Here is a 24,028-nt window from a genome sequence, read left to right as displayed (position 1 = left end):
ACACAGCTGTTTTAATTATACATCAATGTTTAAAGTTTGCTTACTGCCGATAAAATAACTTTTAAATTATTTTCATCTTCCATATCTAACCAATGTAAATTTTGCCAATTCCGTAGCCAGGTTAACTGTCTTTTTGCTAACTGACGTGTTGCACAAACACCTCTAAAAACCATCTCATCGTGATCATAGTCGCCCGCTAAATGTTGCCACATTTGTCGGTAACCAACACAACGGATAGCCGGCAGGTCAAGGTCCAGATCAGCCCTTGCTTTCAAGCCAGTAACTTCTTGTTCAAAGCCTTGTGCTATCATTTGCGTAAAGCGTAACTCTATTCGTGCATGCAAGTCACTACGTTCTTTCGGTGCTATCGCAAATTGTAAAATATTCCCGTTGACTTTATCACCTTTTATTTCGGTCAATTGTGTCAAAGTGTTACCTGTTTTTCGATAAACTTCTATCGCTCTTGCAAGTCGTTGCGGATCATTAGGATGAATGCGCTCTGCTGAAACAGGGTCAAAACTTTGCAACTCTTCGTGCATAGCCAACCAACCTTTGTTAGCCGCTTCTAACGCTATTATATCTCTAATACTTTGATCAGCTTGAGGCAATGGCGAAATACCTTCAATCAAGCTTTTAAAGTACATCATAGTACCGCCGACCAATAAAGGAATACGACCATTTTCTCGACTTTTTGCAATGGCCTTAAGCGCATCTTGACAAAAATCAGCGGCAGAATAACTTTCGCTTGGATCTTTAATATCGATCAATTGATGTGGATAAGCCGCTAATTCATCCGCTGTTGGTTTCGCCGTACCAATGTCCATACCTTTAAAAACTAACGCTGAATCAACACTAATAATGTCACAAGGTAGTGCATCATATAATGCCATTGCTAGAGCAGTTTTACCTGAGGCTGTAGGCCCCATTAAACAAATAACGGGTGGCTGTTTATCGTCAATATGCTCTTGGTTTGCCAGCTTAGTCATTTCGGTAATATTTTATCTAACTCATTTACTGAAGATGTGAGGTCTATGGCGACCGAATTCAAGCGTAGTTGCTGTTCAAATTGACAATTAAAATCACTTTCAGCATTTCGCCAAACTTGTAATGCCTGTGCTTGCGTACATTCTTCGCTTAGCATAAGGCTAGCTAATGCCATTTGCCAATCAATTTCTGCGTAGACACTCTCTTGATTTTCAACGTCTAACTGTTTAATTAGCTTATCAAAACTATTAGCTATATCTTTATTTCTTAGCAAAGCAGGAAATTGTCGAATTTGTAATGTGCTGGTCTGTAACTGACGAATTTCCATGCCCATATGCTGAAATTGTTTTTCATTTATTTGCACAAATTTTGCTACTTTTTCACTGACCTTAATTTTTATTGGCAGTAATAACGGCTGACTGACCAATTTTTCATGCCAACGTTGCTGGATAACTTGCAGCCGTAACAAGTGTTCGAGCTTGTTCACTGATAATAAACGTAACGCCTGGCGTTGTTGAATAACAAGGTAATGTGGTGCCTGCCAGAATAAAATTTTTGTCGCATCTGTCATTTCATCTTGACTTGATGATGCGGTATTTACCAATATTGGCATGGCGGCTGTTGGTGCGACATCAGTCGTTATTGGGGGTAGTTCAGGCTCAGTTACCTGTGAATTAAGCGCTAATGGTGTCATTAAATCACTGTAGGCTTTGCTCGCTTGAGGATTTATTTTTGTCGAATAATGTCGCGCATTAGCTTGAGAAAAATTGCTGCTAACTCGCGGGTCTTTGTTATCAGCGCTATATTCAGCCTTTTGGCTTGCAGCCTGATCTCTAGCTAAGGCATTACTTTGCCGATCACTATCAGTACTTGCCCGTAAAGGGGTAATGAAGCTAGCGGCTTGAATCTCAGCTTGCTGAGGGCTTTGAACCTCGTTATCAGGCGTTAAAATTTCGCCGGTACTATTATCAACCTTGAGCGCTAACTCATTAGTTAAGGCACGATTACAGACCGAATAAATAAAGTCATGCACATAACGCCCTTGATGAAAACGTACTTCATGTTTAGACGGATGCACATTAACGTCAACTTCACAAAAATCGAGTTGTAGAAACAAGACGAATGCAGGGTAGCTGTCACTGGGCAATAAATCGGCATAAGCTTGACGAATGGCATGATTAATTAACTTATCGCGCATCATACGATTATTAACATAACTGTAGGTAAGATCATTTTGGTTACGATAATAACTTGGTTGGGCAATCCAACCCTGTAAATGTAGGCCGTCATGTTCGCAATTAATTTCTATCGCATGATCAATAAATTTTTGTCCACAAACTTGTGCAACCCTTTTACTGCGCTGTATTGATGAATTAGCGACGCGAAATTGTTTAACCACTTTATGGTTATGGGTAAGCACAAAAGTAATAGCAAAATTTGCCAATGCAATGCGTTTAATCACTTCTTCAATATGAGCAAACTCTGTTTTTTCTGTGCGTAAAAATTTTCGTCTTGCTGGCGTGTTAAAAAATAAGTCGCTCACATCAATTGTTGTACCATTTGGGTGAGCAGCAGGCTTGATTGACACCGCCATATCACGCCCTTCCGCATTCGCTTGCCACGCTGACGCTTGTGCTTCAGGCTTAGAGGTTAAAGTTAACCGTGCGACAGAACTAATACTGGCTAATGCCTCACCACGAAAGCCCAAACTACTAATGGCTTCAAGATCATCAAGGTCTTTAATTTTACTAGTGGCATGTCGGCTCAGCGCTAACGCTAACTCTGCTTTGGCAATACCCTTGCCGTTGTCGATAATGCGAATGCGTTTGGCGCCGCCTTTTTCAATGTCTATTTTAATGCTTGTGGCGCCAGCATCGATACTATTTTCTACCAGTTCTTTAACAACCGAGGCTGGACGTTCAACGACTTCACCAGCGGCAATTTGGTTGGCGAGGCGAGCGGGTAATATGGCAATGGTCATGCGAAGATTAATCTGCCTGTGGTATTTTGAGTGTTTGGCCAATTCTAACCACATTAGAGGTGAGATTATTGGCAGATTTTAATTTTCTAACGGAAACTTTATAACGCTGAGCAACTACAGAAAGCGACTCACCGCGGCTGACCCTGTGTTCACGAAATCGTGTCGCAGCGATTAATGTGCCATCAGGTGGATTACGAGAGAAGTAGTCATCTACCGCAATATATATTGCCTTAGCCAACTTATATTGATGATTGGCATTATTTAAACGTCTTTCTTCTTGTGGATTAGAAATAAAACCGGTTTCAATTAATACTGACGGAATATCATTAGATTTTAATACCGCTAAGCTTAAACGTTCTGGCTTATGCTTATGTAGCCTTGTGACTTTTTTAAGCTGCTTAACCACATGTTCAGCAAAATCATAACTGCTTGCCATAGTGTATTCTTTCTTCATATCACCCAGTGCTATTGCTAAGTTGTTATCCTTAGTTTTTCTAATAGTTGCACCTGCGCCACCTAGTAGTTCGGAATTTTTTTCTCGGTTTTGAATCCAGTGGCTAAATTCTGAATCAGCACGACGCGTAGCTTGTACTAACACTGAAGCGCCGTTGGGTTGTGATGAGGTAAAGGCGTCAGCGTGAATAGAAATAAGCAGATCAGCCTTGGATTTTCTGGCTAATTCAGTTTTACGATCATGGTTAACATAATAGTCACCACTGCGGATCATCACCGCTTTTAGACCTTGCTTTTCGTTAATTAAATTAGCGAGTTTTTGCGCTATCTTTAAGGTTATGCGTTTTTCATAAGTTCCTGCAGCACCTATAGAACCTGGGTCTTCACCACCATGTCCGGCAACAATGGCAATAACGATGTCGCGTTTACCTTTGCTATTGTCGTGTTGTGCAATGGTCTGACTTTGTTTGTCGTAGAGATCAATAACCAGCCGGTCACCGTATTGCCCCGCAGGCGCCAGCGGAAATACAGAGATACGAAAGTTATCCGCTAACTCAAGTACTAAGCGAGTCGTTCCTTGCTGTTTTGAGCGACTCGTGCGAATTTTTTTCACTCGGCGGTCAGCTTTTATCACCGACATTAAATCGACATAGTTTGTACTATTTTTAAAATCGATCACTAAGCGTTGAGGGGATTGTAATGAAAAGTATTTAAAATCAGGTTGTTGACTAAGATCAAAAACAATACGGGTATTTTCAGGCGCAGGCCAGACCCGCACACTGTCAATACTGTTGCTGGCGTTAGCAATACTTACTATGCCTAGACAGAGCATAAGTATGACTATGATTTTTCTTGAAAAACTTGCTAAACGCATTGAATCACTTACCTTTTAAGGGCCTTTCAACAGCCTTTTTTAGCTGTTACTTTTCTTATTGAACTGCGCTGAAACTTGAACTGCGCTGAAACTATCTGTGAGCAATAAAGCGCGCTATCGCGCTAAAATTGACAGTAAGCGTTTACCTAAAACTGTTTTAGCCAAGAGTGAAACCTGACGCTGCTCATCATGATAAGCCAAGTCTATAATCATATCTGGCTCTGGTAACATGCCCTGACCTTTTTCAGGCCACTCTATAAAGCTACAACACTGGCTATTAAAGTAATCTCGAATGCCCATATACTCTAATTCTTCAGGGTCAGCTAGCCGGTATAAGTCAAAATGATACACTTGCCAGTCTGCTAAGTCATAGGGTTCAACTAAGGTATAGGTTGGGCTTTTAACATTACCGACATGCCCCATTCCTTGCACAAAACCTCGTGTTAAGGTAGTTTTTCCGGCACCAAGATCACCATTTAGGTAAACAATAATCCCTTGTTTCAACTCTGTTTTTACAATATCAGCTAATTGTTTACCCAAAGTGATTGTTGCCAATTCATCGGCTAATATAAAGTTTTTTTTTGTCACAAAATTATTCATCGTATTGTTATTACTTCTAAAGTATCTTATCTGCAGCGTAATTACCATTAATTAGCCGCTGAATTTCGGGGTATAGATCACTCGCAAGTAACCCTATTTGACCGTGCTTTTGGGCAATAATATCAGCTGCACGACCGTGAATATAGACACCTAAGCGGGCAGCGACAAATAAATCCTCACTTTGTAAGATTAGTGCGCCAATAATACCGCTGAGCACATCACCCATACCACCACTGGCCATGCCTGCATTACCCGTACTATTAACCCAAACAATATCGCCATTAGATACCAGTGTACCGGCACCTTTTAACACACATACGCCGCCATATTGTTGCGCTATTTTTTTTACCGCTGAAAATCGGTCCGCTTCAATCTCAGCAATCGAGCATGATAGTAAAGCCGCAGCTTCACCTGAATGAGGTGTTAATACCCATTGAGCATTTTTTAATGCACTTTTGCCAAGTAACCTTAAGGCATCAGCATCAACTACTTTTGGCTCAGGCCGCTTAATCACCAAATTAAATAACGCTTTTGACCAAAGCTCTTGCCCTAAGCCAGGGCCAAGTATGATGACTTTTATTTTTTTTAGTAGCGCTGAACGCTTTAAGCTTTCGGCTGAATTTGCCACTACCATCAGCTCTGCTTGTCTGGTCAGTAAAGTGTTACGTGACTTTTCGTGACAACAAACACCAACTAGTGCAGCACCCGTTCGCAAAGCGGCCTCTGCAGCCAAACAAATAGCGCCGGTAAAGGCGTGAAAACCGCCAACCGCTAGCAACATGCCAATATTACCTTTATGGCTGCAAGGGGCTCTGGGTAGAATAGCCGGTAAGTTTTTCTCACTTTGGCGAAAACATGCTGCTGAGGTTAACGCCGCTAACGCCCGATTTACGCCTAGCCTTTCAAGCTGAAGATTACCGACATAGTTTGCGGCTTGCCCCGTCAATAAACCTTGCTTATAGGCTATTAATGTCACCGTTAAATCGGCTTTGACCGCAACACTTGATACTGTCCCTGAGTCAGCATTAAGTCCTGACGGCACGTCAACCGACACCCGTGGGCATGGCTGGTTATTTATCTGGGTAATCAAGTCGACAAGGGCTGAAGATAATACCCCGCTAAAACCAATACCAAATAAGCAGTCAACAATAACACCTGCTTGAAACCCAGCTACAAGGGTTTCCATTGCCTCACTTTGCGGGCAAAAATCAATTTTTACTGGCAGCACGGTAAGTAAGGTTAGCGCTTGTTGTGCATCGCCCGTAATAGATTCGCGCTCAGCATTAACCAGCACAGTGACAGCTAGACCGGCTTGATGGGCTAATCTGGCAACAATATAACCATCGCCACCATTGTTGCCTTTACCGCAAACAATGAGGAGCTTAGTCGCGGCGGGAAAATGCTGCTGTATTTGACTGAACACCGCACGGCCTGCTCGTTCCATTAGTTGAAATAAATTGATACCGACTGCTTGTGCGGCGTCAGCCTCATAGCGTTGTAGTTGATTAACCTTATAAGCATGATGTGTTAAACTATTCGACACTTTTAATACCACCTTTATCGTTTGAACATTCGGCTGCCATGACTACACCTGCTCTTAACTATCAAGATTTAACAGAAAAAATCAAGCTTTGGGGCCAAGAACTTGGCTTTTCACAAGTGGGTATTAGCGATGTCGACTTATCTGAACACGAGGACGCTTTAACCCGTTGGCTAGAAAATAACTATCACGGCACTATGGATTATATGGCCCGCCATGGCTTAATGCGGGCCAGAGCAAAGGAATTGGTTGCCGGCACCCTGAATGTTATCAGCGTGCGCATGGATTATTTGCCTACCGATGCGAAATTTGCTCGCATTTTAAAAAATCGCGATCATGCTTATATCAGCCGATATGCCTTGGGTCGCGATTATCACAAACTAATGCGCAAACGCCTAAAACAATTAGGTGAGATAATTAAAACCCATTGTAACAATCTTAATTATCGCCCTTTTGTTGATTCTGCGCCAATACTTGAAAGACCTCTGGCCGAAAAAGCAGGTTTAGGTTGGGTGGGTAAACATTCATTACTGATTAACAAGCAAGCGGGCTCTTGGTTTTTTATCGGCGAGCTCTTGGTTGATATACCCTTAATTCATGATACTAAGGTAGAAAATCACTGTGGTACTTGTGTGTCCTGTATCAAAATATGCCCAACTCAAGCCATAGTTGAACCTTATGTGGTCGATGCAAGACGCTGTATATCCTATCTGACGATAGAATTACGTGACGCCATACCGGTAGAATTTAGGCCTTTAATTGGCAATAGAGTCTATGGTTGCGATGACTGCCAATTAATTTGCCCGTGGAACAAGTTTGCCAAGCTTGGCAGTGAAGATGATTTTAAACCTCGACAAAACTTAGACAATATCACTTTATTAACTTTGTTTTCGTGGGACGAAGCAAGATTTTTACGTAAAACTGAAGGCTCGCCTATTCGTCGTATTGGCTTTCAGTGTTGGCAGCGAAATATCGCCGTTGCCCTGGGTAATGCCGATTTCTCAATAGCTAATATTGAGGCGTTAACTGAAAAAATAGCAAACTCAGCCCCTATGGTTGCTGAACATATTGAGTGGGCAATAGCACAACAAAAACTTAAACAACAAGCTTTAACTAAAGATCAAAATTTACGTTTAACCGCACGATTAATTCGTTCGGTTGAAAAAGGTATGCCTCGCGATGCTTAGCACCTAATGCATTAAATCAGACCCGTTTCATTAATTAGCGGGTCTGATTTATTTGTGGAAAAAACCAACAAAACCATGGCAGTTATTTTAATAACGCAGTAGTGAATTGTTTTACCCAGGTGAAATGATCAGGAAATTAATGAGCTTGGTAAAAATCATGGCGTTTGCCACTAGTTTAATTTTTGCCATTTCAGCGTTAATTCGTTCAGCGTTGCCAGGCCTTTACCTTCAAAATTTAGCGTTGAAAGCACAGCAAGAATACCCTCGACTGTCACCTGATGCTCAGGTGTGTCCTGATCTTCTTGCTTAATTTTTATCAATATTTTTAATTGGCTAAACAGTAATTTGACATTATTTGGACTCAGTTGTAATGCTTGTTGAATGGCCTTTAACGCCGGTAGTAATCGATGCTTCTGAAAATGCTCAACCGCCATGCGGTTAAGTTCTTTGGCAGTAAAGTGTATCTCTTCACGCTGTTGGCTTTCTTGCGCTATGTAATGCCTAACCACTTGGCTATTCAACGAATTACCGGCAATTTGATGATTGATGGCTGCAAGCAATTTTATCGCCTCTTCACGCATACCTAACTCATGCAATACTTTCACCCGATCTAAATTATCCTCTACTACTGTGCTGGGTATAAGCGACATATGATTTTCAACTAATTTTATCGCTTTAGCTTGTTCATTACGGACATTGTGTAACCTAGCTTTAACCACTAATAATGGTTGTTTAAAAAGGCTTAAATCTAGGCAGTCATGCTCAAATTGTCTGATATAACGATCAGTTTGCCGCAATATTTCATTGGCACTGTCATCTGGAGTTGCACAAGCAAAATCAATACCCGCTCTGATCACATTCAGTAAAAGTGCGGGGGAGTCATGAATAGAGTTTTTCGCTTGTTGTGCTATGTTGCGCGTCGCTACATATTGTCCTTTATAATCATGAGTTAAGCGGGCTAAATCCCACGACTTTCTATTACGTTCAATATTTCTCGGTGCCAGTGCCATGGCTTTTTTAATTTCTTCATAGGCCTGCTGATATTGTTCTTGTTCGATGAAATACTGCGCCATCATATCGTGAGCACCAAAACGTGTGTCTGGCTTATCAATCAAGCTGTTTACCATATCGCTAATTTCACCCAAGCGACCTTGCTTTAACAAGGCTTTGGCATAGCCTAAATATACCCAGGAGTATTTATAGGTTTTAAATAATCTCCGATAAAAAGCTTCTGCTGTTTCAAACTCAAGCAAGGAAAGATATGACTCACCTTTAATGCGGTTAATATTAGGATGATAATGGGCTAACTTTTCATTTTGCAGGTGTCGATCGGCAAAATAAAGTGCTTTGGCGTAGGCTTTTTTGTCTATCGCATTGTTGATATTAAAAAGCACTTGCTTGACCTTTAATATCGCGATGAAGCGGGTTCTGACTTTTTTTATCGCTAACGGTTTTGTCCAAAAGTCATCGGGTTGCAACTCGATGATAGAGTTAACCAAGGCTTCATTGGTTTCTGTACTGAGGAATATTAATACCGTAGTTTTAGTCACATGGCCTTTAAATTTCAATTCTTCTAATAAGTGAAAGCCGTCTTTGTCGCTTTGAATGTTAAAGGCGCAAATAACAATATGAAAATGCATTTCATCGCACAACCTAAGACCATAATAGGCATTTTGCACACAGCGCACTTCCTTTATACCAAGCGCAAATAGGCTTGCTTTTAACACACTGTGTACTAGTAGGTTATCGTCGATAACTAAAACATTAAGTTGATCAAGTTGCGCTAAGGTATTTTTTTCAACATCTTGCATGATTTACCTTACTGGCTATTGTTTTAGCCTGCTACTTTCCATATTGTTGTTGACGTTGTCGGCACTGGTTAAGTATCGCTTTTTTTGCTGCTACATCAAGCTGGCGCCATGTCATAATTTCATCAATATTGCGAAAGCAGCCTAAACAAACATCGTCCTCGTTGAGGCCACAATGACTTACACAAGGGCTAGCAACATCTTTAACTTTGTCTTTTGACTGGTAGTATTGAACACTCATATCGCTTCTGCAAATTCAGTTAGCTGTAATAGACATAGTTTGAGGTGATTTAGCTGACGTTGCAATGGCTCTTTTTCTGCTACTGAAAAAGCGCCATTTAACGCTTTTGGGCTAAGCAACTGACTTAACTGTCGACATTGCGCCAATAAAGGTTTGGCGGCAATAACATTCGCTAAGGTAGTTAACGACTGTAAAAGCGCTAAAGCGAGGCGGTAGTCTTGCGCCGCTAGTGCCGAACTTAACGCTTGGAGATTGGTGCTAATGTCTGCTAAATATTCATCTAACATAAAAGCGGCTAACTCAGCAGAGCCTTGATTTTCTGCGTATTGGGTTAAATCCAAAGCCTCTGCTGTTGGTTTATTTATTTGCTCAAAGCCAAAAGAGAAGTCTAACGACTGCTCAATATCAGCCATATTCAATACTTGCTCAACAGTCACATCGCTCTTGTCAGGCACAGTATTTGGCATGACACTGTACTTATTATCTTGCTTATCTGCCGGTGAGGCTAATATGGCTTGATTATCACCTGTGCCTGCAGCTGACTTTAACCAAGGAGATAATTGCTGAATTAATTGTTGAATATCTAATGTCGGGGCTAAATAGCCACTATGCCAAGACGTTGGTAAGTTACATTTGTCGAAAAAATCGTCTAACTTATCTTTATTATTGCTCAAAGCAAACAGGCCACGAACAGGCGTTAATGTATTATTAACAGTACTGTTAACAGTATGGTTAAAACTGGAAAACTCACCAATAGCTACTAAGTAACGCCCTGACTGCCATAAGTGTTCGAGCTGGTCTTGTTGAGAAACCACAGTCACCTGTAAACCAAGCCAATGCAATATTCTCAGCAAAACTTGATGTTTACTGGTCATGATCACACCCAGTAAAACTTCAACTTGGCTAGGTATAAAACGATAAGGTGAGAAAATCTCTGGCTCAACTAATAAGTTAATCTGGTTGTTATTACTTAACAACGCGATAATATTGGTGATTAACTCACCGGCAAACCAAGGTAAATTACTGGCTGAAAACAATCCTGCTCTTTGTAATCTAGTACAGTTAAGTGGCTGAATAACTAATATTTTAGGTTGTATTTTAGCCGGCAAACTCGACAAGTGTTGGGTGATCAAATCATAATCTGAACAGTAGACTTCAGGCGATAAAATAATCACATCCAAGCGATACTTCATTAGGTGCTTTATACTCATTTGGCGACGAAATAGCGACAAATCTTGCATTGTTTCCACTATGGCTTTGCTGTGGCCGAGTTGATGACAAATTCTTTCACGGCTAACTTTGTCAGTGGCAATAACTAAAAGTGCGCACTTAGCTAAGTTTACTGGTTGGTGTTCGCTAGTTTTATTCAGCTCCTCGGCAATGGTTAACGAAAATTCAAAAGAAAATTTTCCAGCCGATTCTAACAGTTGACTAGCTTTATTACTGACATTAAAAACTAACTGCAAATCTCGTAAATAATGCTCAGTAGCATGAGCAAAGTCAGCCGTTATTTCATCATCGAACGCTAACTCGTTAATCACCTGAGATAGCATCTGTGCATCAGATGGCTTGTTAAGCAAAAAGCTTATCTGTACAGTTTGTTGGCCGCTATTTACGTCGATAACTTGCAAAGCGATATTAAGCTCCGCACCCCGCTGCTCCTTTAGTATCTTATGACATATTGTCGCTATCATGGCCTGAAACAATTCACTTTCAAGTGTCACCGAAGAGGCTAAATTCTCTGCCATGTGCAAATAAATGCAGTTGTTACTTTGCCCTGCAGCCAAACTAACATTAGCTAAAACTGTATGCATTTCATTAGCCAGTGTTACCCTAGATAAGGTCAAGACAAAATCGTTTAAACGTAATTGGGCACAAGTTTTTTGTTGTTCATTCCAGCGCGCTAATTGCCGTAATTGCTGGTAGGCAAATTGTTCGTCACCCTGAGTAATCGACACTAACTGTCTTTGTAACATTAGGCTATTCACTAGGCCTAACGCTTTGTCGCTACGGGTAATAATAGCGAGCTTATCTGCTTGATTTTGCTGTTTAAGTTGTTGTTGTAACTGTGCATTACTATCTTTAAGTACTTGATATTCTTCTGCATTAGATAAACTGCCACACCAAAGGCCAGCAACATATTCAAGCGTTAAAGCCAGGGCTTGTTCTTGATTGCTAATTAACGAAATTTTTTCAACACCCTGATGCTTTTTGGCGTGTCGCGCAAGAGACAAAATAGCCCGAACATCGGCCCGACTAAAGCACTGACGCCAATGTTGATTGTTAACGTCAACACCGAGTAAAGCTGACAATTGTTGTTGCTGTTTTTCTGACCGCAAAGGCATTTGCCAAAAAACAACCCCGCTATGACGAGACATGAATACTATTTGCCTTTGGTATTCTTGATGCTGTTGTTCAAAGTCGGCTTCACGATGTAAAGGTTGAGACAGTTGCTTAATAGCATTAAGCATTGTTGTGACTTCAAGCCCAGGTATTTTTGCTACCACATGACCTGTAGTCACAAACTCTTCAACGACAGCGGCACTTTGTTTACCAAAGCATTTTATTTTTCTGCGTAAACTGAAAAGAAAACTGATAAAAATTAGGCTAAGTAAAAGAAAAACACCGGTAATAAGCCAAGTGTAATGCTTAGGCTGCACGTCAATATTAGCCTTGACCATCGATGCGAAAAACTGTTGTTTGATAAGCGATGGTTTAAGGGGTTGCACGACAAGTGTGTGATCAAGTAAGGGGATTAACTCAGCTTTCTGTTTTGCTAATTCAGCCTGCAAGTCAACGGCCCTGCGTAATTGACCATGCCATTTTGCAAAAGTGTTTTGCTCACTAAACAGCAAGCGATTAAGCACTGATATTTGTTCAACTAAGCCTGTTTCATTTGAATTTTCATTCATCACATTACTGGCATTTGCCAGCCAACGCATTATATCGAGTTGAATCTCTTGCTGAATATAATTAAATTCGACTAAATCATACTGTAAATCAAGTTGGTTAAACATCACTAAAGTATCAATGATACCTTGATGCAACTCACGATTAATATTTAAGCTATTCACTAAGTTACTTAATGCCTTCGCCCGTAGGGTAATTACCCTTTTGGTTAAGTTGTCTTGGCTGATTTGACGATATAAATCCTTTTGCTGACTTGTTTGCTCAGCGATTAAATGAGATAAACTATCAGTGACTAGGATCAATTGAATAATGACACTGTCTTTAAGTTGAAGGTTTCGTCGAGCACTTTCAGTTAAGCGTGTGACATTTTCTGCCTGCATTTTTAAACGCTGAGTTAACTGCGCTAATAACCGCTTATTATTTTGACTTAACGCAGAAATATTTTTTAAGTTTTCATTCAGTGTTTGATAACTTTCATCAAATTTTAGCGCCGACCTACTATCAAGCAGATCATTGAGTAAGCGATTATTTTTAATTAATAACAATTGTCGTTGATGGTGTTGTTCAAGGGCAGGCAATTGTTGATCTTTAACTAGCGCTAAATCTTGTTCCGATTGAAAGTACAACCAAAACCCCAGCAAAAAAAGTAAGGAAAAGCTCAAGGCCAATAAAAAAAATTGGCGGCTAAGCTGACGATATAGCGGCAGTGTTGAATCCATGCTTGGGTAATATCCTAATAAATCAAATAGATAATATTTTTATATACCTATATAACCCAGTGACGCCAAGCTGTATGGTGCAACAACTTAGCAAAAATTAGTTATACCATTAATAGTGTATGGCTTTAAGATTAATTAGCAAAGATTAATCATGCCAGCAGAGCATTTTATCTTAACCTATATATATCCGTTCCACTGCAAGCTGCAGTTTCAGCGTTAAGCTAGGAAATAAGAGCAAGTCGGGATAAATCAGCGGTAACGAGCTAAGATCCCATAAGCGCCAAAGTGTAACCACAGCGCGCTGAAAGAGATCAGCGATTACTTAGTATTACCTTGACCCACATGCATTTTTTAATGTTTGTGATGATTAGCGCTTATTACTTTTTGGTTTTTTTACTGATCCATGCCCATGTCATTATACATTCAATTGGCTGTTCGCCTGATTCATCAGTGATGGTAACCGCAATGTCCATATTGCCCTTTTCTTGGGTCAATAATGCAATTTGCTGATCTGAAATGCTTGCAATAGCGGTTAAATCTCCCTGCATTCTGCGCTGATAGTTAATCGTCATCGACTTTAATAAAGGCAGACAGCTATCGGGTAAGTTCAAACCAAAAACGATACCTGTCGCCGATTCAGCTAATAACGCCGCGGCAATAGCGTGCACACCACCAATATGATTTTGTACTCTTTTGCGATTGACCATAGACAACTTAACTTGCTGCTGTTCTATATCGACCAGAGTGACCTTTGACGTGCTGGCATATTTAACCTGAGAGCAAAATAATTTTGTTAACAAAAATGAATGACTGATTTTTGGAAACTTTTTAATTTGTTTAACGATTCGACTAAAGCGATTAACCATAAATATCCTAGATAAATGTTTTCAAAATGCGTTAATGATTGTCAAGCAAACTGGTCAGACCTTCAAGTTTTTTTATCTTATTACGCTTTAAAGTTTACATAATAACGCCTTAAAACCACCGGCTAAACGTCATATAAGTTATTAGCCTAATATAGGAAGAATCATTAAGGTGATTAATACTGCGCGCACTGAATGGCTAACAACAACGCACAGGTGCTTGAATAACTGTAAACGATGGACCAAATGTAGCAGCGAAGTGTAGGAGCCAGATTAAGCTCTAAAAATGCCTCAAAGGCCAAAATATCTCAGTGAGGCCTGAGCATAAAAAAGACGCTAATGCGTCTAATTATAGGCTTTACTCAGTTTTAAATGCCGCTACTACAGCTTAAAAAAATGTTCTTGATAAACTTTCAATTCAGCAATTGATTCACGAATATCATCCATGGCTAAATGTGCTCCCGTTTTAACCACTTTGCCTAATACCTCTGGTTTCCAACGACGGGCCAACTCTTTTACTGTGCTCACATCAAGATTACGATAGTGAAAGTAATCTTCAAATTCTGGCATGTATTTATTAATAAAGCGTCTATCTTGCCCAATGCTATTACCACACATAGGCGATTTACCTTGTGTAACATATGGCTTAAAAAATGCCAAGGTTTCAGCACTTGCTTGCGCTAAACTCGTGCTACTTTCTCGACACCTTTGGGTTAAACCTGATTGGCCATGATGCTCGATACACCAAGGATTCATATTATTTAATATTTCATCACTTTGATGAATAGCAAACACTGGGCCTTCAGCCAAAATATTAAGTTGGCTATCGGTAATGATTGTCGCAATTTCTAAAATAACGTCAGTACTCGGTTCAAGGCCGGTCATCTCTAAATCTAACCAAATTAAATTGCTATCGTTAGCGTTCATTGTCATTCCTACGTTATTTACTGTGGATCAAATTATATATATTAGCAGATAAACTACAGAGAGTACGCCTGTAAAGGCACGATTACACATGCATTTAAGCGCTACTTGAGTATATAATACGGCAGAAGGTAACACGATTAAATTTATTTATCGGTTACCAACAGAGATTAAAAATACAAATTCTGAGTTAACATAAAAAGAGAATAACTTGTGGCTAAAGCCAAAAAATTAACCAAAGGTCAAACGCGACAGATCAAAGCGAACCAAAGTAAGAAATTACGTAAATCTACTGAAAAAGTACAATGGCAAGATGATGAACTCGCTGCAGTTGAAACCGGTACTATCATTAGTCGTTTTGGCCAACATGCTGATGTAGAGGGCAGCGATGGCGAAGTGTTTCGTTGTAATATGCGCCGCAGTATTGCTTCCTTGGTTTGTGGTGACAAAGTGCTTTGGCGTAAAGGCAAAGAAACGCAACACAGTATTTCAGGCGTAATTGAAGCCGTTCATGAGCGTGAGTCGGTACTGAGTCGCCCTGACGTTTACGACGGTGTTAAACCTATTGCAGCCAATATTAGCCAAATACTGATTGTTTCATCTGTGTTACCCGCTTTTAATGCCGACATTATTGATCGTTACCTAGTCGCGGCTGAACAAACCGGTATTACCCCGGTTATTTTATTGAATAAAATTGATTTATTCGATGATAGCAATCGTGATGAAATTGAAAATCAACTGAATATTTACCGTAAAATTGGTTACCAAGTGACTTACATGAGTAACGAAACCGGTGAAGGTATTGCCGAGTTAAAGTGTCAACTTAGCCAACATACCAGTGTATTTGTTGGTCAGTCTGGCGTTGGTAAGTCAACGCTAACTAATACCTTGATGCCTGAATTAGGTGTCGTCACTAAAATTGTCTCAGAAAATTCAGGGCTGGGTCAGCACACTACAACGGTTGCTCGATTATATCATTTTGAACAAGGTGGCGATCTGATTGACTCACCCGGCATACGAGAATTTGGCTTGTGGCATTTATCACCCATACAGGTCAGTAATGGCTTTATCGAATTTGACCCCTACATAGGGACCTGTAAATTTCGTGACTGTAAACACCAAAACGATCCCGGCTGTGCCTTAATTGCGGCGAAAGATGAAGGCAAGATATTCCCAGAGCGCTTAGCCAGTTTCCAAAAAATATTAGCCAGTTTAGGTGATAATACCCTAACCTCACGCTTTAATGATTAAGACAGTTAACCCCATAATAAGGAAAAAATAGTGCTAGTTAATAAATTGAAAATCGCCCTACAACACCTGATGCCAAAACATGCGATTTCGCGACTGGTAGGTAAATTTGCCGCGGCAGAAGCTGGCTGGCTTACCACTAAGGCCATCAGTTATTTTATCAAAGCTTATGACATTAATATGGCAGAAGCTAAGTTAAAAAACGCCACTGATTTTACCACCTTTAATGACTTTTTTACCCGTGAATTAGAAGCAGGCGCACGCACTATAATCGCAGACCCAAACACTATTTGTTATCCTGTTGATGGTGCTATTAGTCAACAAGGGCCGATTGTACAAGGGCAACTTATTCAAGCGAAAGGTTTTAACTACAGTTTGGAAACCTTACTGGGTGGCGATCAAGCAACGGCAGCACCTTTTCAAGATGGTGAATTTTCATGTATTTATCTGGCGCCGAAAGATTACCACCGTATTCACATGCCGATTACCGGCACCTTACGAGAAATGATTTACGTGCCCGGTGATTTGTTTTCAGTAAACCCGTTAACCGCCAATAATGTACCCAACTTATTTGCCCGTAATGAGCGTGTAGTCACAGTGTTTGATACCGCACATGGCCCGATGGCGATGGTGCTTGTCGGCGCAACCATAGTCGCGAGTATTGAAACCATTTGGGCTGGCACGATAACACCTCCTGCAGGTAAAGATGTATTTCGCTGGCAATATCCAACAGAGGGCGCGGGGGCAATAACTCTAGAGAAAGGCGCTGAAATGGGTCGATTTAAACTCGGCTCCACTGTTGTTACCACCTTTGCGCCGAATATGGTGAAATTTAACCCGCAAGCGGGGCCAGAAACAGTGACTCGCCTGGGTGAACATTATGCTGATTTAGTGACATTGGATACCAGTGCATAAATGTTATCCCATCGCTTTAAAGCTCAGCGATAAGCATTACAAAAAATGTAAATAATATCCCATCAAGGGGCTAGTGGTGAGTTTATTGAGAGTTCACTGCTAGCTTTTTAGCAAGCGGCGCGCCTGTGTAGGTATATTGACAAAATTTACACAGCGATCACATCATACTGTAAGAGCAATAATTAACACGATCGGCTAATAAATATTTTCAGTACTTATGATGTGAATATAATGATAATTAAATAGAGCAATTCAACTATTACTATTGCTCATTTATTCGTCGCAAGCTAGGATAGCAATAATAAGATACGAGTATATTCGTATAACAATACCAAACTGACTACTTCTCACAGTAAGCAGAAAATTAGTTCGCTTGGTATAATTTTAAATAAATTTGCCTTAAGGAATCTCAATGTTACGAGATAAATCAAATATTAAGCCTACAGAGGCGGAACTAACGCTGCTTAATATTCTTTGGAAAATCGGACCAGCTACAGTTCGACAAGTCCATGACACAGTTAGCCAAAGCCAAAAAACGGGTTATACAACTGTGCTGAAGATATTACAAATTATGCACGAAAAGACCTTAGTTATTCGCGACGAAAGCAACCGAGCGCATGTTTATGCGCCCTCGAATAGCGAGATGGTTACACAATCGTCTTTATTAAAAGATTTAGTGTTAAAAGCCTTTGGTGGTTCAACATCAAAGTTAGTCATGCGAGCGTTAGATAATTCAACAAGCAAAGAAGAAATTGAAGATATTAGACAGTTACTCAATGAATTAGAACAACAATCTTAATTAACTAAGACTCACAAGGTAACTTAAACAGGCATGATTGAGGAAAGCTTAATACATAGTCCATCATTGGCGGCTTTAGCCATAACTCTTATCCATTTTTTATGGCAAGGAGTTCTAATTGCAGTGGTATTAAAAGCCTTACTGTCGCTAATATCCTATCAAAAATCTCAATTACGCTACGCATTAAGCTCTATGGCGATGCTAGCCAACCTTATTTTACCTATCATCACTTTTTTTCTTGTTTACGATACTGATTTTCGTCAAGTAACAAACTTTGTTCATGCTCAGCCTTTACTGGATCAAGATTTTTATCTACAAAAAACAGCCGCAAACGCTTGGTATATGGAATGGTTAGCATATTTCCCTCTAGTCGCCATGCTTTGGTTTACTGTTGTTACCACACTTGCGCTTAAGTTAATTATCGAGCTGTACAATGTTAATAAACTGCCATTGCAGGGCTGTACTGCCGTTGATATTGCACTGCAAAAGCGTTTTGATGTGCTGCTTGTTAAAGTCGGCTTGTCGAAAAAAGTGGCCTTATTACTTTCTAACAAAACCGATGTTCCTATGGCAATAGGTTGGTTAAAACCTGTGGTGCTGATCCCATTTAGTATGTTGTCAGGCTTAACCCCTCAACAGTTAGATATGCTGTTGCTACACGAATTAGCACATATTCGACGTCATGATTACTTGGTCAATTTTTTACAAACGCTTGTTGAAATATTACTGTTTTTTCATCCTGCAGTTAATTGGGTGTCAAAACAAATGCGTAACGAAAGAGAGTATTGTAGCGATGATGTTGCCGTGCAACACGGTGGCAGTTCATTGGCCTATGCGCATACCTTGGCAGATACCGCCTCTTTGTGTGAGCAACATCGCCATCACACCATTCCAAATATGGCCATGGCGGCTTCTGGTGGTGATTTAAAACAACGGGTGGTTCGACTATTAGACCAGCAGCAGCACTGCACAAAAACTGCCGACACCGGCAAATGGCTTGCTTCATTTACCATCTTATTGAGCATTATTTTTCTCTTGTCTAAATACTCGCTAACCTTACCGATTATTGATCTACAGTCGGGGAGTATTTCATTATATAACCCTGTAACAATGTATAACGCTGTAACAGTGCAAAATAAAAACTCAATAACGCCGAGCCCTGAAACCTTTCAGCAAACAAATGCCAACACCACACTTGCTAGTCATTTATTAGCTAGCGATCAGACAAGTGCCCGTGCATTACCGGCGCCCAAAAAAGTAGCAATCTCAGCTCAACCTATTAATAAAAAACAAAAAACCAATGAAATAGTAGCAAAAGATAAGCTTGACGTTTTGAGTGATAATTCAACTAGCTCCTATTATAACGAGTTACCTTTTGTGCGTGTAAATCCTAATAATAAAAAAAATGTCGCCCAACATCACGCAGAATTACAACAGGAAACACAAGTTAAGCAACGGCCAGACATAGCAAGCAAAAAATCGATTTCAACATTAGCCTTTGAACGCACTGACTCTACATATGTTGGAGTAGAGGCAAACCCGTATAAGCAACAAGTTAATTCACTGTTAAACGAACCCATAACATCCAGAGATACTCAAATAACGGCATTAAACCCAAGCCAATTTGGTACTAACTACCCACAACAGACAGATAATAAGTTGAGTAGTACACGCCTAGGTCAAAGCCAATTAAACAAGCGTGTCATCGAGCATGAGGCTTTTAAAACGAGTACGGTAACCGCGCGACTAATAAATTCAGCTGAACCTAAATATCCGGCTTCAGCAAAAAGAAAAGGCATAGAATTAGAGATCATGGTGGAGTTTAGTATAGACCGAAATGGCTTAGTTCAAGACATTCAGTTTGAGTCTAAAAGCAGAGTTAGCTACTTTCGCCATACCATTCGTAACGCCATGGAAAAATGGCGCTTTCTACCTGCAAAAGAAAATGGCCGCGCAGTAGAAAGCACAATGTCAAAAATATTCTCCTTTAGTCTTTTAGAGTAAAGCTTAACGGTGTTTACCCATAGTTAAAAACTTTTGCTGCTGCTCTGCTGTTAACACTTGCATAACACCATGGTGAACTTTTGCCCTTTCCATTGCAGCTTGCTGAAAATTCAGCTGATGTTCGGCATAGATAGCTGCAAACTGATTTTCATCAAATTCGCTCGCTTGCAGCAATGGCTTCACTTGCGCTTTAAAATCTGACATAACGCGCTTTTTAGCCTGTTTATCTTCTGTCATACTGACAAAAATCAGCTTAATTTCACTGCGTTGTGCTTGACTTAGATCTAACTTTTTCGCTAAGTGATGTAAGCGTTTGTCTAGCTTTGCCTGCTGATGTTCACGACCTTGATGCTGTTGATGACTCATGTCATGGCTATTGTGATGGCTATGATGTTTGTTTTCGTGACCCATAGCATTGGCGCTAAAGCTACTAAGGCTGATAATACTAAGCACAAGTATGCTGACTGCCGCATGGGGTTTTATTGTCGAATACAGTTTTTGTGTGTTCATAAGTTTGTTCCTCAATTAATTCACCCTCAGTATAATTTGTGCAACGAAAGTAAACGCAAAGCAACGTAAATGTTTTGTAAAGATAGCCCTTGGCGCTTAACTTATACGTTATTATGGTGCTAATTAGACGACATAATTAATCCGTTTCGCTTATACCCAAACGCCCTCAACATCCTTGTTTCAAGGGTTTGAGTATAAGTACTGAATACTTGACCCTAGCGCTTAACGAGAGCAACCATGAAAAAGCATAAACTTCTTTTAATAGACGATGACACAGAGCTTGCTGAGTTATTATCTGATTATCTGGCCACAGAAGGCTTTGAATTAATATCTTGCCATGACGGTATCTCAGGATTAGAAAAAGCCTATGATGATAAAATTTCATTGATTTTATTAGATGTGATGATGCCAGGCTTAACCGGTTTTGAAGTGCTAAAAGCGCTGGGTGGCAACCACAAAACCCCAATATTAATGCTAACTGCCAAAGGTGATAATGCCTCTCGAATATTAGGCTTAGAACTTGGCGCAGACGATTATTTACCCAAGCCGTTCCAACATCGTGAACTACTCGCTCGTATTAACGCCATTCTTCGCCGTATAGAGATTGTAAAAAATAGCAAAGCACAAAGCACTGCACTGCAAGTTAACGGCGTTAAACTTAACCACGCGACCCGTCAGGTGAGTTGCCATAACCAACTTATTGAACTTACCGGCACTGAATACCAGATCATTGAGCATTTAATGTCAAAGCCAGGGGGAATTGTCAGTAAAAGTGAAATATCAGAACAGGTATTAAAGCGTAAATTAAGTGCGTTTGACCGCAGTATTGATATGCATGTCAGTAATATCAGACGAAAATTATTACCCTTTAGCCCAAGCGACAAACTTAAGACTATTCGCAGTGCCGGCTATATTTTCTTGACTGGAGAACTCAATTAATGTTGAAAATTGCCGGGAAATTTTCCTCCATTGGCGCCAAACTATTTATCTGTTTTTGGTTAATTGTAATATTGACCATTGGCGTCACCAGGTTGGTATCTGAACAATTTAGAAACAAGAGTTTTATTATCCCAACGCATCACTCTGATATTACAAGAGTAGAGCGAATTAGCCAAAAAATTAAAGCGAATCGAGTCTCTTCACCACAACAAGTGCTGGCCATTTTGTCGCAAAAAGAAGGCCGTGAATTACTATTAAAAAACATCTCAACTCATGCCGTATACGCTGCTGATAAGTGGCAAATAAAAAATTTACAACAGTTTTTAACCGAAAATAATATCGAGAGCCTCACTACAGTTAAGTTTCAATTCTATCGTATGACCGGGCCGTTAACGATTGATATTGCCGGTATACCCTATCAGTTATTTCTTGCTAGTCGCGACCGAAAACCTCCCTTTGGCAACATTATAGACCGTATGCCCGTGTGGCCGCGTTTCGCTATTCCTATTATTATCAGCTCTATTTTACTTTGGCTACTGACTCGCTCGTTAACCAAGCCACTAATAGCTATGCAAAAAGCCGCCGCACGTTTTGGTGATGGTGAATTTAGCGCCCGCATTCCCTTAATAGCGCAACGCAATGATGAAATTGGCGCTTGTGCGATTAGTTTTAACTTAATGGCTGAAAAACTAGAGCAAAACATTGGCGCTCATCAAAGACTGATGGCCGATGTTTCTCATGAACTGCGCTCACCCATGACCCGATTGCAAATCGCGCTTGGGCTTGCTCAACAACACAATATAAACGAAGCACTATTACACAAACATTTGAAACGGTGTGAACTCGAGGTCGCTCGGCTCGACGAGATGATCGCTAATGTTTTATCATTATCAAGAATGGAGAACACCATTAGCCAAATAGAATTGATGTTTGTCGATCTTAAACAGCTATTAATCCTCTGCATTGAAGACGCACAATATATCGCCAATGAAAAATCAATAACCATTACCTTTGACTGTCAAAGGTCAGCACTGATGCAAGCAGATCCAAACTTATTATCCAGTGCCATCAATAATATTTTAATTAATGCGATAAAATATAGCCACGCAAACGATCAGCTAAAGGTACATTTACACAAAACTAGCAGCCATTTTATAATCGAGATAATTGATACTGGCATCGGTGTTCCCGCTGATGACTTAGCTAAGTTATTTGAACCCTTTTATCGGGTTGCTCAATCACGTGATCGCGCCACAGGTGGCACGGGACTTGGCATGGCAATAGCAAAACAAGCTATTGTTGCACATAATGGCAATATTAGTGCGCAAAACAATAGCGATAATGGTCTTACGGTTACCATTGAATTACCCTTTGATATCAGTAAAAATAGCGCTAATGAATCATAAAAAACTTTATCCGCTAATTTTCTTTTGGCTATTTTTAGGAATTTCAGCAATGACCAATGCAAAAGCCTTAGAGAGTAAGCAAGCGCTTACCTTAGAGAAGATTGCCGCCATTGAAAACTTTTGGCAATCAGTAACTCAAGCGTCATTTAAAACAGATGACAATATTCGTATCGCTTATGCCACTAACTTTAAACGCCCTCAAAAGCCTTATATTGTTATTGTACCTGGGCGTTCAGAAGGTTACCTAAAATATCAAGAGTTGGCTTATGACCTAGATAATCAAGGCTATGATAGCGTTATTATTGATCATAGAGGACAAGGACTTTCGATGCGTTTAACCACAAACCGCCTACAGGGTTATGTGGAAAATTTTGACCAATACGCGCAAGATTTACAACGATTGCTCCATCAGGTCTTACCTGAAAAATACCCGCAACATCAGCAAAGCTCTTTTATGCTAGCACATTCAATGGGTGGCGCTATTGCATTAAGATACCTGCAACTTTACCCACATAAGGTTAAAGCATTAAGTTTAAGCTCTCCCATGATAGCTATATCAAGTGGCGGCACACCAGATTGGTTAGCGAAAGCATTAATCAAAACAGGCTCAACCATAAACCGTTGGCTGTCTAATACACCATGGTATTTTTTTGGCCAAAGTGATAGTAATCAAAGTTCATTTGCACAAAATCGCTTGATGCATTCAGCAAAGCGTTATCAGCGTTTTCAGTCACTATATCAAGCTCAGCCAGTACTAAAACTCGGTGGCGTCACTTTTAATTGGCTAGAGCAAGCCATGATAAATTCGGATAATTTATTTATTGATATCGAAAAATTGTCGTTACCAATACAAATGTTGCAAGCAGAAAATGAACAAATTGTTGATAATCATGCGCAAGATAACTTTTGTCTAACACTCAATAATTTTAATCACAATGCTTGCCCGGGCGGTAAGCCCATAGTCATCTCTGGCGCCTATCACGAGCTTTTTTTTGAAGTGGACCAATACCGTGATATCGCGATAGATAAAACCATCACATGGTTTTCACAACATCAGTAACCCATAACTAAGCGCCAAGAGCCGATGACTAAAACATAAGAAGTTATGCCTTAGTCATCGGCT

19 protein-coding genes are annotated in these 24,028 nt (G+C 40.2%); 8 read left to right on the top strand and 11 right to left on the bottom strand.

Going from position 1 to position 24,028, the window contains the following annotated elements; all coding sequences use genetic code 11:
- Nucleotides 1-29: 29 nt before the first annotated feature.
- From miaA to H4J41_RS17065, 5 genes are all read right to left on the bottom strand, one after another.
- Nucleotides 30-986, bottom strand: coding sequence for a tRNA (adenosine(37)-N6)-dimethylallyltransferase MiaA (miaA, locus tag H4J41_RS17085; RefSeq protein WP_182137316.1), 957 nt, complete (start codon nucleotides 984-986; stop codon nucleotides 30-32).
- Nucleotides 983-2,965: a DNA mismatch repair endonuclease MutL gene (gene mutL / locus H4J41_RS17080; RefSeq protein ID WP_182137399.1), complete on the bottom strand. Its 1,983-nt coding sequence runs from the start codon at nucleotides 2,963-2,965 to the stop codon at nucleotides 983-985. Before mutL ends, miaA begins: the two co-directional genes overlap by 4 nt.
- Nucleotides 2,966-2,972: 7 nt before the next feature.
- On the bottom strand, nucleotides 2,973-4,292 hold the full coding sequence (locus H4J41_RS17075) for an N-acetylmuramoyl-L-alanine amidase (RefSeq protein WP_182137315.1): 1,320 nt from the start codon (nucleotides 4,290-4,292) through the stop codon (nucleotides 2,973-2,975).
- 114 nt (nucleotides 4,293-4,406) lie between these two features.
- Nucleotides 4,407-4,892, bottom strand: coding sequence for a tRNA (adenosine(37)-N6)-threonylcarbamoyltransferase complex ATPase subunit type 1 TsaE (tsaE, locus tag H4J41_RS17070; protein WP_220460886.1), 486 nt, complete (start codon nucleotides 4,890-4,892; stop codon nucleotides 4,407-4,409).
- Nucleotides 4,893-4,908: 16 nt separating this feature from the next.
- Nucleotides 4,909-6,435, bottom strand: a complete 1,527-nt coding sequence (locus tag H4J41_RS17065) for an NAD(P)H-hydrate dehydratase (protein WP_182137313.1) — start codon at nucleotides 6,433-6,435, stop codon at nucleotides 4,909-4,911.
- 38 nt (nucleotides 6,436-6,473) lie between these two features.
- Between H4J41_RS17065 and queG the strand changes: the two genes are divergently transcribed.
- Nucleotides 6,474-7,619, top strand: coding sequence for a tRNA epoxyqueuosine(34) reductase QueG (gene queG / locus H4J41_RS17060; RefSeq protein WP_182137312.1), 1,146 nt, complete (start codon nucleotides 6,474-6,476; stop codon nucleotides 7,617-7,619).
- A gap of 170 nt (nucleotides 7,620-7,789) precedes the next feature.
- Here the strand turns inward: queG and H4J41_RS17055 are convergent, their stop codons facing one another.
- The 5 genes from H4J41_RS17055 to orn form a co-directional block, all read right to left on the bottom strand.
- Complete coding sequence (locus H4J41_RS17055) at nucleotides 7,790-9,430, bottom strand: response regulator (RefSeq protein ID WP_182137311.1); 1,641 nt, start codon at nucleotides 9,428-9,430, stop codon at nucleotides 7,790-7,792.
- A gap of 31 nt (nucleotides 9,431-9,461) precedes the next feature.
- Nucleotides 9,462-9,668: a DUF1289 domain-containing protein gene (locus H4J41_RS17050; RefSeq protein ID WP_182137310.1), complete on the bottom strand. Its 207-nt coding sequence runs from the start codon at nucleotides 9,666-9,668 to the stop codon at nucleotides 9,462-9,464.
- Nucleotides 9,665-13,297 (bottom strand): hypothetical protein, encoded by a 3,633-nt coding sequence (locus H4J41_RS17045; RefSeq protein WP_182137309.1) that lies wholly within the window; start codon nucleotides 13,295-13,297, stop codon nucleotides 9,665-9,667. The genes H4J41_RS17050 and H4J41_RS17045 overlap by 4 nt, the downstream gene beginning before the upstream one ends.
- Before the next feature lie 377 nt (nucleotides 13,298-13,674).
- A complete protein-coding gene (locus H4J41_RS17040; protein ID WP_182137308.1) occupies nucleotides 13,675-14,163 on the bottom strand; it encodes a DUF4442 domain-containing protein in 489 nt (162 codons plus the stop codon).
- Between the two features lie 378 nt (nucleotides 14,164-14,541).
- A complete protein-coding gene (gene orn, locus H4J41_RS17035) occupies nucleotides 14,542-15,087 on the bottom strand; it encodes an oligoribonuclease (RefSeq protein WP_182137307.1) in 546 nt (181 codons plus the stop codon).
- 210 nt (nucleotides 15,088-15,297) lie between these two features.
- Here orn and rsgA point away from each other — a divergent pair, with 210 nt between their 5' ends.
- The 4 genes from rsgA (at nucleotide 15,298) to H4J41_RS17015 (ending at nucleotide 20,050) form a co-directional block, all read left to right on the top strand.
- Nucleotides 15,298-16,335 carry a small ribosomal subunit biogenesis GTPase RsgA gene (gene rsgA / locus H4J41_RS17030; RefSeq protein ID WP_182137306.1) on the top strand — a complete coding sequence of 346 codons (1,038 nt, stop codon included), beginning with the start codon at nucleotides 15,298-15,300 and terminating at the stop codon, nucleotides 16,333-16,335.
- A gap of 69 nt (nucleotides 16,336-16,404) precedes the next feature.
- Entirely contained in the window at nucleotides 16,405-17,247 is an 843-nt protein-coding gene (gene asd, locus H4J41_RS17025; RefSeq protein WP_182137398.1) for an archaetidylserine decarboxylase, read from the top strand.
- A 412-nt stretch (nucleotides 17,248-17,659) separates the two neighbouring features.
- Complete coding sequence (locus H4J41_RS17020) at nucleotides 17,660-18,046, top strand: BlaI/MecI/CopY family transcriptional regulator (protein WP_182137305.1); 387 nt, start codon at nucleotides 17,660-17,662, stop codon at nucleotides 18,044-18,046.
- Nucleotides 18,047-18,169: 123 nt separating this feature from the next.
- Nucleotides 18,170-20,050 carry a M56 family metallopeptidase gene (locus H4J41_RS17015; protein WP_182150460.1) on the top strand — a complete coding sequence of 627 codons (1,881 nt, stop codon included), beginning with the start codon at nucleotides 18,170-18,172 and terminating at the stop codon, nucleotides 20,048-20,050.
- Nucleotides 20,051-20,053: 3 nt separating this feature from the next.
- On the opposite strand, the gene H4J41_RS17010 is transcribed toward H4J41_RS17015, so the two are convergent.
- Nucleotides 20,054-20,560, bottom strand: coding sequence for a Spy/CpxP family protein refolding chaperone (locus tag H4J41_RS17010; RefSeq protein ID WP_182137303.1), 507 nt, complete (start codon nucleotides 20,558-20,560; stop codon nucleotides 20,054-20,056).
- Nucleotides 20,561-20,797: 237 nt separating this feature from the next.
- On the opposite strand from H4J41_RS17010, the gene H4J41_RS17005 reads away from it, so the two are divergent.
- The 3 genes from H4J41_RS17005 to H4J41_RS16995 are packed head-to-tail and all read left to right on the top strand — an operon-like array spanning nucleotide 20,798 to nucleotide 23,965.
- Nucleotides 20,798-21,499: a response regulator transcription factor gene (locus tag H4J41_RS17005; RefSeq protein ID WP_182137302.1), complete on the top strand. Its 702-nt coding sequence runs from the start codon at nucleotides 20,798-20,800 to the stop codon at nucleotides 21,497-21,499.
- Nucleotides 21,499-22,905, top strand: a complete 1,407-nt coding sequence (locus tag H4J41_RS17000) for an ATP-binding protein (protein WP_182137301.1) — start codon at nucleotides 21,499-21,501, stop codon at nucleotides 22,903-22,905. The genes H4J41_RS17005 and H4J41_RS17000 overlap by 1 nt, the downstream gene beginning before the upstream one ends.
- On the top strand, nucleotides 22,895-23,965 hold the full coding sequence (locus tag H4J41_RS16995) for an alpha/beta fold hydrolase (protein WP_182137300.1): 1,071 nt from the start codon (nucleotides 22,895-22,897) through the stop codon (nucleotides 23,963-23,965). The genes H4J41_RS17000 and H4J41_RS16995 overlap by 11 nt, the downstream gene beginning before the upstream one ends.
- Nucleotides 23,966-24,028 lie beyond the last annotated feature (63 nt).

This window comes from Colwellia sp. MB3u-45, assembly GCF_014077005.1.
Taxonomy (GTDB): Bacteria; Pseudomonadota; Gammaproteobacteria; order Enterobacterales; family Alteromonadaceae; genus Cognaticolwellia.
The sequence above is the reverse complement of the archived record's forward strand: the minus strand, read 5'-3'. Positions and strand labels throughout refer to the sequence as shown.

Bases quoted from the DNA above. Each gene is read 5' to 3' on its own strand.
- miaA (WP_182137316.1), bottom strand. From the start codon at position 986: ATGACTAAGCTGGCAAACCAAGAGCATATTGACGATAAACAGCCACCC.
- mutL (WP_182137399.1), bottom strand. From the start codon at position 2,965: ATGACCATTGCCATATTACCCGCTCGCCTCGCCAACCAAATTGCCGCT.
- H4J41_RS17075 (WP_182137315.1), bottom strand. From the start codon at position 4,292: ATGCGTTTAGCAAGTTTTTCAAGAAAAATCATAGTCATACTTATGCTC.
- tsaE (WP_220460886.1), bottom strand. From the start codon at position 4,892: ATGAATAATTTTGTGACAAAAAAAAACTTTATATTAGCCGATGAATTG.
- queG (WP_182137312.1), top strand. From the start codon at position 6,474: ATGACTACACCTGCTCTTAACTATCAAGATTTAACAGAAAAAATCAAG.
- H4J41_RS17055 (WP_182137311.1), bottom strand. From the start codon at position 9,430: ATGCAAGATGTTGAAAAAAATACCTTAGCGCAACTTGATCAACTTAAT.
- H4J41_RS17050 (WP_182137310.1), bottom strand. From the start codon at position 9,668: ATGAGTGTTCAATACTACCAGTCAAAAGACAAAGTTAAAGATGTTGCT.
- H4J41_RS17045 (WP_182137309.1), bottom strand. From the start codon at position 13,297: ATGGATTCAACACTGCCGCTATATCGTCAGCTTAGCCGCCAATTTTTT.
- H4J41_RS17040 (WP_182137308.1), bottom strand. From the start codon at position 14,163: ATGGTTAATCGCTTTAGTCGAATCGTTAAACAAATTAAAAAGTTTCCA.
- orn (WP_182137307.1), bottom strand. From the start codon at position 15,087: ATGAACGCTAACGATAGCAATTTAATTTGGTTAGATTTAGAGATGACC.
- asd (WP_182137398.1), top strand. From the start codon at position 16,405: ATGCCAAAACATGCGATTTCGCGACTGGTAGGTAAATTTGCCGCGGCA.
- H4J41_RS17020 (WP_182137305.1), top strand. From the start codon at position 17,660: ATGTTACGAGATAAATCAAATATTAAGCCTACAGAGGCGGAACTAACG.
- H4J41_RS17010 (WP_182137303.1), bottom strand. From the start codon at position 20,560: ATGAACACACAAAAACTGTATTCGACAATAAAACCCCATGCGGCAGTC.
- H4J41_RS17005 (WP_182137302.1), top strand. From the start codon at position 20,798: ATGAAAAAGCATAAACTTCTTTTAATAGACGATGACACAGAGCTTGCT.
- H4J41_RS17000 (WP_182137301.1), top strand. From the start codon at position 21,499: ATGTTGAAAATTGCCGGGAAATTTTCCTCCATTGGCGCCAAACTATTT.
- H4J41_RS16995 (WP_182137300.1), top strand. From the start codon at position 22,895: ATGAATCATAAAAAACTTTATCCGCTAATTTTCTTTTGGCTATTTTTA.